Source organism: Hymenobacter humi (assembly GCF_042665855.1).
GTDB classification, from domain to species: domain Bacteria; phylum Bacteroidota; class Bacteroidia; order Cytophagales; family Hymenobacteraceae; genus Hymenobacter; species Hymenobacter humi.
Map to the genome: position 1 here is coordinate 187,898 of NZ_JBHTEK010000003.1, position 8,562 is coordinate 196,459.

Annotated in this window: 11 protein-coding genes; 10 read left to right on the forward strand and 1 reads right to left on the reverse strand. The window is 58.7% G+C overall.

Annotated features, from left to right (window positions below):
• Positions 1-33 precede the first annotated feature (33 nt).
• A complete protein-coding gene (locus tag ACFQT0_RS27690; RefSeq protein ID WP_380206289.1) occupies positions 34-294 on the reverse strand; it encodes a hypothetical protein in 261 nt (86 codons plus the stop codon).
• Positions 295-539: 245 nt separating this feature from the next.
• On the opposite strand from ACFQT0_RS27690, the gene ACFQT0_RS27695 reads away from it, so the two are divergent.
• From ACFQT0_RS27695 to ACFQT0_RS27740, 10 genes are all read left to right on the forward strand, one after another.
• Positions 540-902 (forward strand): hypothetical protein, encoded by a 363-nt coding sequence (locus ACFQT0_RS27695; RefSeq protein ID WP_380206422.1) that lies wholly within the window; start codon positions 540-542, stop codon positions 900-902.
• 49 nt (positions 903-951) lie between these two features.
• Entirely contained in the window at positions 952-1,338 is a 387-nt protein-coding gene (locus ACFQT0_RS27700) for a hypothetical protein (protein ID WP_380206423.1), read from the forward strand.
• A gap of 72 nt (positions 1,339-1,410) precedes the next feature.
• Positions 1,411-1,725 (forward strand): DUF4134 domain-containing protein, encoded by a 315-nt coding sequence (locus ACFQT0_RS27705; RefSeq protein ID WP_380206425.1) that lies wholly within the window; start codon positions 1,411-1,413, stop codon positions 1,723-1,725.
• 9 nt (positions 1,726-1,734) lie between these two features.
• Positions 1,735-2,067: a DUF4133 domain-containing protein gene (locus ACFQT0_RS27710; RefSeq protein WP_380206291.1), complete on the forward strand. Its 333-nt coding sequence runs from the start codon at positions 1,735-1,737 to the stop codon at positions 2,065-2,067.
• A 28-nt stretch (positions 2,068-2,095) separates the two neighbouring features.
• The gene (locus ACFQT0_RS27715) at positions 2,096-4,588 is read left to right on the forward strand and encodes a TraG family conjugative transposon ATPase (protein ID WP_380206292.1); all 2,493 of its coding nucleotides are present in this window, start codon (positions 2,096-2,098) and stop codon (positions 4,586-4,588) included.
• 111 nt (positions 4,589-4,699) lie between these two features.
• Positions 4,700-5,260, forward strand: a complete 561-nt coding sequence (locus tag ACFQT0_RS27720) for a hypothetical protein (RefSeq protein WP_380206293.1) — start codon at positions 4,700-4,702, stop codon at positions 5,258-5,260.
• 191 nt (positions 5,261-5,451) lie between these two features.
• On the forward strand, positions 5,452-5,937 hold the full coding sequence (locus tag ACFQT0_RS27725) for a hypothetical protein (protein ID WP_380206294.1): 486 nt from the start codon (positions 5,452-5,454) through the stop codon (positions 5,935-5,937).
• A gap of 542 nt (positions 5,938-6,479) precedes the next feature.
• Positions 6,480-7,592, forward strand: a complete 1,113-nt coding sequence (locus tag ACFQT0_RS27730; protein ID WP_380206296.1) for a hypothetical protein — start codon at positions 6,480-6,482, stop codon at positions 7,590-7,592.
• Between the two features lie 39 nt (positions 7,593-7,631).
• Positions 7,632-8,243, forward strand: a complete 612-nt coding sequence (gene traK, locus ACFQT0_RS27735) for a conjugative transposon protein TraK (protein ID WP_380206426.1) — start codon at positions 7,632-7,634, stop codon at positions 8,241-8,243.
• 12 nt (positions 8,244-8,255) lie between these two features.
• On the forward strand, positions 8,256-8,562 hold a 307-nt coding region (locus tag ACFQT0_RS27740; RefSeq protein WP_380206428.1), incomplete at its 3' end, for a hypothetical protein.

Sequence of the window (8,562 nt, forward strand, 5' to 3'; positions counted from 1 at the left end):
AATACGGTAAACACCAGGGCCCGCTGCAGTGTGTTACGCCCAATCGTAGCGGCCGCCGTGGCGGGGCTGATAGGTAAAGCTGACGTGCCCCTCGTCGTGGCCAGCAAGTAGCTGGTGCAGCGCCTGCCGGGTTATGGACCGGTGCTGGTGCCACTTCTCACGCAGAAACCACGGCGCGGGGGACGTGATACGGTGGTCGCGGCGGTGATGGCAGCGGCCGCGCTGCCGGGCCGACCAGGCCCAGCGTTTTTGGGTTGTTTCATGGGAGCGGTTAGGTTGGTACCTACCGCTCATGGCATGTGGTCTGATAGCGCTTCATGGATAGCAAAGGATGCTGCCGCCGGACCTGCTGCGGGCCTTTTGGCAAAAACAAGGTACGCCATTCGTGTGGAGAGGGTGCACCTCACCACCCAATTCCAACCGTTCGTCAACTTTCTACTAATCGGGTTTTGGGGCCGATAGGTTTGCAGCGTCAAACCCCGGTTTGGCAGTTCCACGCCCGGCCTGGTTGACCCGGGGTGCCACGCTAATTCCTTTCGATGCTCAGCGCCTATTCCTGGAGTCAGTTTGGTTTGTTTACCCTGGCTCTAGTCCTCTGCTACTACCTCGTGGTTGCCCTGCTGTACTACCGGGCTGAACTCACCGCCCTGCTCAGGCCCGGCAACAAGCCCGCCAGCGCTCAGGCTCGCCAGGGCGGGCGCGATGGCTCCCCGGCCCTGGTGCGCCCCACCTCGGCCTTTGCCCCGGCAGCAGCGGCGGAATCCGCACCTGTCGATGCCGACGCTGAAACTGAAAGCCCAGCCGGCGGCGCGGCGGAAAACCTTCCCACGGCGGCCGAGAGTGTGGTAGGAGGAGCTGCCCGACTCAACCGCCGCCGCTACCGGCCAGGACGAGAGCCGTAGCGAGGAGACTCCCCTGGACGCTACGCAATCAACTCAGCCTGAAGCTCAGGTGCAGGACGAAGCCCGGACCGAAGAGGCCGACCAAGCCGATGAGCGGCTGGCGGCCCTGGTTCGGCAGCAGGTGCCTTCGCAAACCGAGGAGGAAGAATTGCAGCCCACTGTCGCGGCCCTGGAACCGGACACCATTTCAGCCGAACCTTCAGTGGATGGCTACGAGCCCCTGGCCACGTTCGACGAGCCGGTGGCGTCGCTGCTGGACATTATCACCGCCGAGCCGGCCTCGCAGTTGGTGGCCGCCGATTCGGTCAGCGAATACATCGCCCGGCTGCAGGCGGGCCAGAATCCGCCCTGCCCGCGGCCCTGCAGGGCTCCTGCCTGGCCGAGCAGATGGCCCAGCACCTGGACCACTTCAACGCGGAGCTCAACGCTCTCTTAGAGATGGACGAGGCCTAATCCAGGCCCTGTCCCTTTCACCCATTCCCTTTCCTCTAATTCTTTCCCTGTTGTGATGAACAAGAAGCACTTTTTTACTTCCCTGACCCTGTGTGCCCTGCTACTCACCTCCCAGCTTCTGTACGCCCAAGGCGCCGGCAACGGCACGGCCGGCATTCAGGATGCCACCACGCAGGTGACCAGCTACTTTGACCCGCTCACCAAGCTCATGTACGCCATCGGCGCGGTGCTGGGCCTGGTCGGGGCCATCAAGGTGTACGGCAAGTGGAACTCGGGCGACCAGGACACCCAGAAAACGGCGGTGTCGTGGTTCGGCTCCATGATTTTCCTGGTCATCGTGGCCACGGTGGTACGCTCCTTCTTCCTCTAAGCCGTCGCCGTGCCCATCTACGACCTCAATCGCGGCATCAACAAGCCCGTCGAATTCAAGGGCCTGGTGGGCAGCAACATTTACTTCCTAGTGGCCGGCATCGGGCTGGTGTTCGCATTGTTCGTGACCTGCTACCTGCTCGGCGTGCCCCTGCTGCTCACGGTGCTGGGCACCTTTCTGGCCGGGGGCGGCATGTGGGCCGGGGTGTTTGCCCTGAACCGCCGCTACGGCGAGCACGGGCTGATGAAGGCCGCCGCCCGGCGCTCGTCGCCCAAGTACATCACCAACCGGCACAGCCGCTTATTCCAACGCCTCAACGAGGACCCGACCAGCCGCGCCTAGCGGCTGGTTTTGGGTGCTTTCACTGCCTATGAGCAATAAGGTTCTGCCCTCCGTTTCCCTGGAATCCAAGCAGCCCATCTACAAGGTGGAAAAAGACTGCCTCATCTCGAAGAATGCGGACGTGACCGTGGCCTTTCGGCTGGATTTGCCCGAAATCTTCACTCTCTCGCGGGAAGACTACGCCCAGCTGCAGGCCGCTTTCGTGAAAGCCGTGCGCCTGCTGCCCGACCACTGCGTGGTGCACAAGCAGGACTGGTACGTGGAGGACAAGTACGCCCCCGGCTTCGAGGCCGAGCGCACCCTGCTCTCGTCGGCCTACGAGCGCCACTTCAACGAGCGGCCCTTCCTGAATCACTTCTGCTACCTCTACATCACCAAAACCTCGTCGGAGCGGCCCAACTGGGGCAGCACCTCGGGGCTGCTGGCCCGGCGCAACATCGTGCCCAAGGACATGCTCGACACCAAGGTGCTGGAAAGCTTTTTCGACAACGTGGGCCAGTTCGTGCGCACCCTGGAAGGGGTGGGGCCTACCAACGCGCCCTACATCCGCTCGCACCGCCTCACCTCGGATGAGCTGGCCGGCACGGCCGAAAAGGCCGGGCTGCTGGAAAAGTACCTGGCGCTGGACCTGTCCGACCAGGCCCTGCAGGTGGACCTGGACCTGACCCAGGGGCTGAAAGTGGGGGCGGAGTTCTGCCAGATGTTCTCGGTGGCCAACCTCGACGACTTGCCCACTTCGGTTGAAACGGATATTCGCTACGAGCAATACAGCACCGAATACTCGGACTTCCCCATCAGCTTCGCCGCGCCGCTGGGCTTGCTGCTGGGCGCCAACCACATCCTGAACCAGTACGTGTTCCTGGATAGCACCACCAAGACGGTTAAGACCTTCGAGCAGAAGAAGGACCGGCTGAACTCGCTCTCGCTCTACTCCCGGCAGAACGCCATCAACTTCGAATACTACAACGCCTTTCTCAACGAGCTTACTGCCCACAAGCGCCGGCCGGTGCGGGTGCACTGCAACGTGCTCACCTGGGGCCGGCACGAGGAGGAGCTGACCGAGGTGCGCAAACTGGTGAACGCGGCCTTCAACACCATGAACTGCAAGCCGCGGCAAAACACCGTGGATATCGCCGCGCTCTACTGGGGCGGCATCCCGGGAAACGCCGGCGACTTCCCCGCCGAGGAGACCTTCTACACCTTCATCGAGCAGGCCGTCTGCTTCTGGGCCTGCGAAACCAACTACCGCAGCACCGGGGCCACCAAGGGCATCAAGCTGTCCGACCGGCTCACCGGCAAGCCCGTGCTGGTGGACATTTCGGATGAGCCGATGAAGAAGCAAATCATCTTCAACCGCAACAAGTTCGTGCTGGGGCCCTCGGGCTCGGGCAAGTCGTTTTTCACCAACCACATGGTGCGCCAGTACTACGAGCAGGGCGCGCACGTGCTGCTGGTGGACACCGGCAATTCCTACAAAGGGCTCTGCGAACTGGTGGGCGGGGTCTATTTCACCTACGAGGAAGACGACCCGATTGCCTTTAACCCCTTCCTGATTTCGGGCAAGCTGGACGTCGAAAAGAAGGAATCCATCAAAACGCTGCTGCAGGCGCTGTGGAAAAAGGACGACGAAACGGTGAGCCAGTCGGAGTACGTGTCGCTCTCCACGGCCGTCAGCTTGTATTACGTGATGCTGGAAGCCAACGCGCTTATCAAGCCGAGCTTCAACACGTTCTACGAATTTGTTAAAGGGCCGTACCGCAAGATTCTGGAGGAGGAAAAGGTCCGGGAGAAGGATTTCGATATTGATAACTTCATCTACGTGCTCAAGCCCTACTACCGGGGCGGCGAGTACGACTACCTGCTGAACTCCGAGAAAGAGCTGGACCTCGTGCAGGCCCCCTTCATCGTGTTCGAGCTCGACAACATCAAGGACCACCCCATCCTGTTTCCGGTGGTCACACTCATCATCATGGAAACCTTCATCTCCAAGATGCGCAAGCTCAAGGGCGTACGGAAGATGATTCTGATTGAGGAGGCCTGGAAGGCGCTGACTACGCCCGGCATGGCCGCCTACATCAAGTATCTCTTTAAGACGGTACGCAAGTTCTTCGGCGAGGCCATCGTGGTGACGCAGGAAATCGACGACATCATCGGCAATGAGATTGTCAAGGACGCCATCATCAACAACTCGGACTGCAAGATTCTGCTCGACCAGCGCAAGTTCATCAACCGCTTCGAGGAGATTCAGGCGCTGCTTTCGCTCACGCCCAAGGAAAAGGACCTGGTGCTGAGCATCAACCGCGACAACAAAGCCACCCGGGGCCGCTACACGGAGGTATTCATCAGCCTGGGCGGGGTCGTGTCCAAGGTGTACGCCATCGAGGTGTCGAAGGAAGAATACGTGACCTACACCACCGAGGAAACCGAGAAAGTGCGGCTATTTGAGAAGTTCAAGCAGACCGGGGATATGCCCACGGCCATCAAGCTGTTTGCGGCCGACCTGCGCGAAGGCCGGGCTTAATTTTCAACAAAAGGGGAAAAATCATGGAAACGAAAGTCACCATCCTGGGCCTGGCTATCCTCGCCCTCAGCGCCGGCAAAGCCTCCGCGCAGGCTCGTGGTTACGGCACCGGTGCTCGAAGTGCAGTCAGGCGTTCAAACGGGACTGCAAAACACCATGAAGGGCCTTTCCAAAGCGGCAAACGTGCTGGTAAAAGCTGGGGTAAAAGAACAGGAACTGACCAAAGTATTTTCGGAAAAGAATATGATGCTGGCCAAGAACTGGTACGATGGCCTGCTGCAAGTCAGCTCGGCCGTGCGCTCGTACCGGCGCGTGCAGTCGGTTTTTGAGAAGCAGGGGAGAATCATCCAGACTTACTCAACGGCTATCGAAACGCTGCGGCAGTCGCCATTCGTGAAACCGGAACAGCTGTCCGACATGACGACCATCTATACCAAAATGCTGACGGAAAGCGCAAACACGCTTTCGGACCTGCAAACCATCGTGAGCCCGGCGATGCTCAAAATGACGGATGCGGAAAGGATGCGCTTCATTGATAAGCTGGACGTGAAAATCTCTGGTCAGTTGGGCTTAATCAACTACTTCACCCAACGCAACATCGTGCAAATGAACCTAGCGGAGCAAAAGGCGAACGACGCGCAGGCGCTTAACGCGCTGATGGGTGCCCGCTAGTCTTTTTCTCACTTTCAGCTCCCTCAGCCATGAACGCAAGCACCAAATTTCTTGCTCTGGGCCTAGCCTTACTAGCTGGCCCGGCTCATGCCCAAATGCCGGCCGTTATCTCGGCTCCAATTGCGGAGAAAAGCTCTCGCAAGCAAATCGTTCATCAAGGCGTCTCTGCTACTCTACTGGGGCAAGGCAAGGTGCTGGCGTCCGATATGACGAAGGTAAGCGGCCAGATTAAGGGCGTTATCGACAAGACGCAAGCCCTGCACGACCAATGGTATAGCAGCCTGCTGCAAATAAGTGCCGGGGTCCGCAACTATCGCCGCGTACAGGAAATTTATACGCACCAAAGCGAAATGATTAGCCAGTTCTCAGCGGCTATCCCAGAATTGCGGACCCAACAGCTCTCGCCCGCGCAACTCAGCGAGGCATCTACTATCTATCAAGGCATCCTAACGGAAAACATCGCGCTGCTGGGGGAGCTAGCCGGCGTGATGAGCACTGGCCGGTCAAAGATGACGGACCCGGAACGGGTTGAATTCATCGACAACATAGCTGACCGCATTGTGAAGCAGCACAACTTGATGAACTACTTCACCAACAAATGCCGCGCTATCGCGCAGATGCAGGCCCAACAAGTGCAAGACCGGGAATCTATGACCGCCCTCATGGGTGGCCGCTAAGTGCCTCTCTACTATTCCTGCTATCCTTTCACCTTCTGCCCCTAAACCATGAAAAACACTTCCATCCTAGCGCTCGGACTGCTGCTTGCCGGTTGCGGTTCGGACACTGCAACCGGCACGGACGCTACCACGGGTACGACTGCTGCTAAGGCATCAGCCGATGCTAATCTGGACCCTCGGGCGGCTATCATTCGCCAACAGCACGAGCAGTTGATTGCCAAGCAAAGGAGTACGTCGCGCAACTCCCCACCCTGACAGGCGCGGAAAAGCTTAGCCCAGCACATATTGAGCACTCTACCAAACGATTTGCCGAAATAATCCAGCAGAGCCAAGCCAACCTTACGGCCTTGGACCAATTGGACCCCGCCAACTCAAAAGACCCTGCACAAGTCGCACTGATAGGTGAACTGGCCGAAAAGCAAGCCGCCGTTTTTGCGCGTGGCGAAAGGCGTTTGACAACGATACATAATGAGCACTACGCGCCTAAATAAGCCCTACCCGGCTGCTTTTACCATCACCCGCATATCCATTTTCCCTTTCCAATGGACCCAACTTCAATCGACCTCAACATGGCTATGTACGAGCAAAAGCTCGAAGCCATTTACACGGAAATGTTGACGTTTACCGCTCAGTTCATCAACTTGGGTCGCGCAATTGGCGGCATTGGTGCGCTGCTGTTTATAAGCTCTCGCGTGTGGGGCAACATCGCCCGGGCGGAGCCCATCGACCTATTCCCCTTACTGCGTCCCTTTGCTATCGGACTGGCTATTCTACTATTCGTGCCGCTATGCGGGGCACTACGGGGCATTACCATGGCCGTAGCCCACGGCACCGATTCCATCCGAACGAGCCAGCTAGCGGAAGTTAATCGACTCACGGCCCAACGAGACGAACTGGCTTTGGCAGCTAAAAAGAAGTCGGACTTAGAAATAAACAAAGAGTACGAGGCGGAATTAGCTAACCTTGGCGCTTTGGATTTGGACCGCAGGGCCAGCCTGGCAATGAACCAGATGCAATACTCCGTTGGTCAGCAGTTTCGCGAGTGGGTGAAATCCATTCTAGAGTTGGGCGCCCTGGCCGCGAAGCTGGCCATCAGCCTTATCTCCACCTTCCTGCTGGTATTGCTCAGCGTCGCCGGGCCGCTGGCCTTCGGCATTGCCATCATTCCCGGCTTTGGTGGCGGACTAATGAAGTGGTTCGGGTACTTCATCACCATTTCCCTGTGGGTGCCTGTAGCCAACATTTACGCAGCAGTATTGGCCCATGTGCAGGTTACTATGCTTGCCAAAAGCATTGAGCAGCTGCAACGCGGGGGCATGGCAGAATCGGCCGACATTGCCTACCTGTGTATGCTCGTGCTGGCTATCGTGGGGTATATCATGGTGCCGAAAGCGGCTGATATGTTGATTGACGGCTCGGGCGTAGGGCGCGCGGCTACTTCGTTCATCACCAATACCACGGCCACTACGGCGGCCGTTGCCGGGGCAACGGGTGGGGCCGGGCTGCGGACCGGCGCGGATACGCTCGGGGCCGGAGTGGGGGCGGCTCAGGGTGCTTTTGGCCGGGCGGGTGCCGGGGAAAATATGACGCGAGGCGAAGCCTTCGGTCATCGGGCTGGCTCCTTTCTGCGGGACCGCCTCAACCGCAAGGGCTAACCAGGGCGGCTCTATCCTCAACCTCAGATTCTATCCTTCATGTTTGCTTCCCTCAAAACCATCGACTCTGCTTTTCAGCAAGTCAAAACGCTGGCCCTGATTTTCATCATCGCGGTGCTGCTGCTGGCCGGCACCATTGCCTACTTCGCTTTTCAAACGACCAATGCGGCGGCGAACCGCATTTACGTGTTGGAGGGCCAACTGCTCACGGCCGGCGCGCAGGATGCGCGGGCGAACCGGCCGGTTGAGGCCCGTAGCCACGTCACCCGGTTTCATGAGTTGTTTTTCACCCTGGACCCCGACCAAAAGGCCATCGACTTAAACGTGAACAAGGCCTTGTACCTGGCCGACAACTCGGCCAAAAAGCAGTACGAGAACTTCAAAGAAAAGGGCTTTTACAACGACTTGATAGCCGCTAACATCAGCCTGGAAATGAGCGTGGACAGCGTTGTCATCGGCAATTCACGGCCGCTCACGGCCCGCTGCTACGGGCATCAGCGCGTGATTCGGGCCACGTCGATTACCAACCGCAACTTCATTTCGGAGTGCTCCTTACGCGACGTAACGCGCTCGGAAAACAATCCCCACGGCTTCCTGATGGAGAACTGGCGGGTGGTGCAAAACAAAGACCTCAATACCCTTCCTCGCTAATTCTCTACTCCCATGACACCGCCCACTAAACCGCACGACGCACAATTCATCCGGACCCGTAAAATGGCTACGTTCCTGCCGGTGGTAGGAGTGCCCTTTCTGGCGGTGATGTTCTACCTGGGTGGGGGAGGGGAGGGCACCCCCGTAGCCGCGCAGGACGTTGAATCCGGGTTTAACACGGAGCTTCCCAAAGCGGAGAAGGCCACCATTACCACCAGCAAGCTGGAAGCCTACGCCAACCCCGTGGATTCCATGCGCAACCGGGGCCTGGTCGATGCCAAGATTGATACCAGTTCGGGCAGCGGGCTGTCCTACGGCA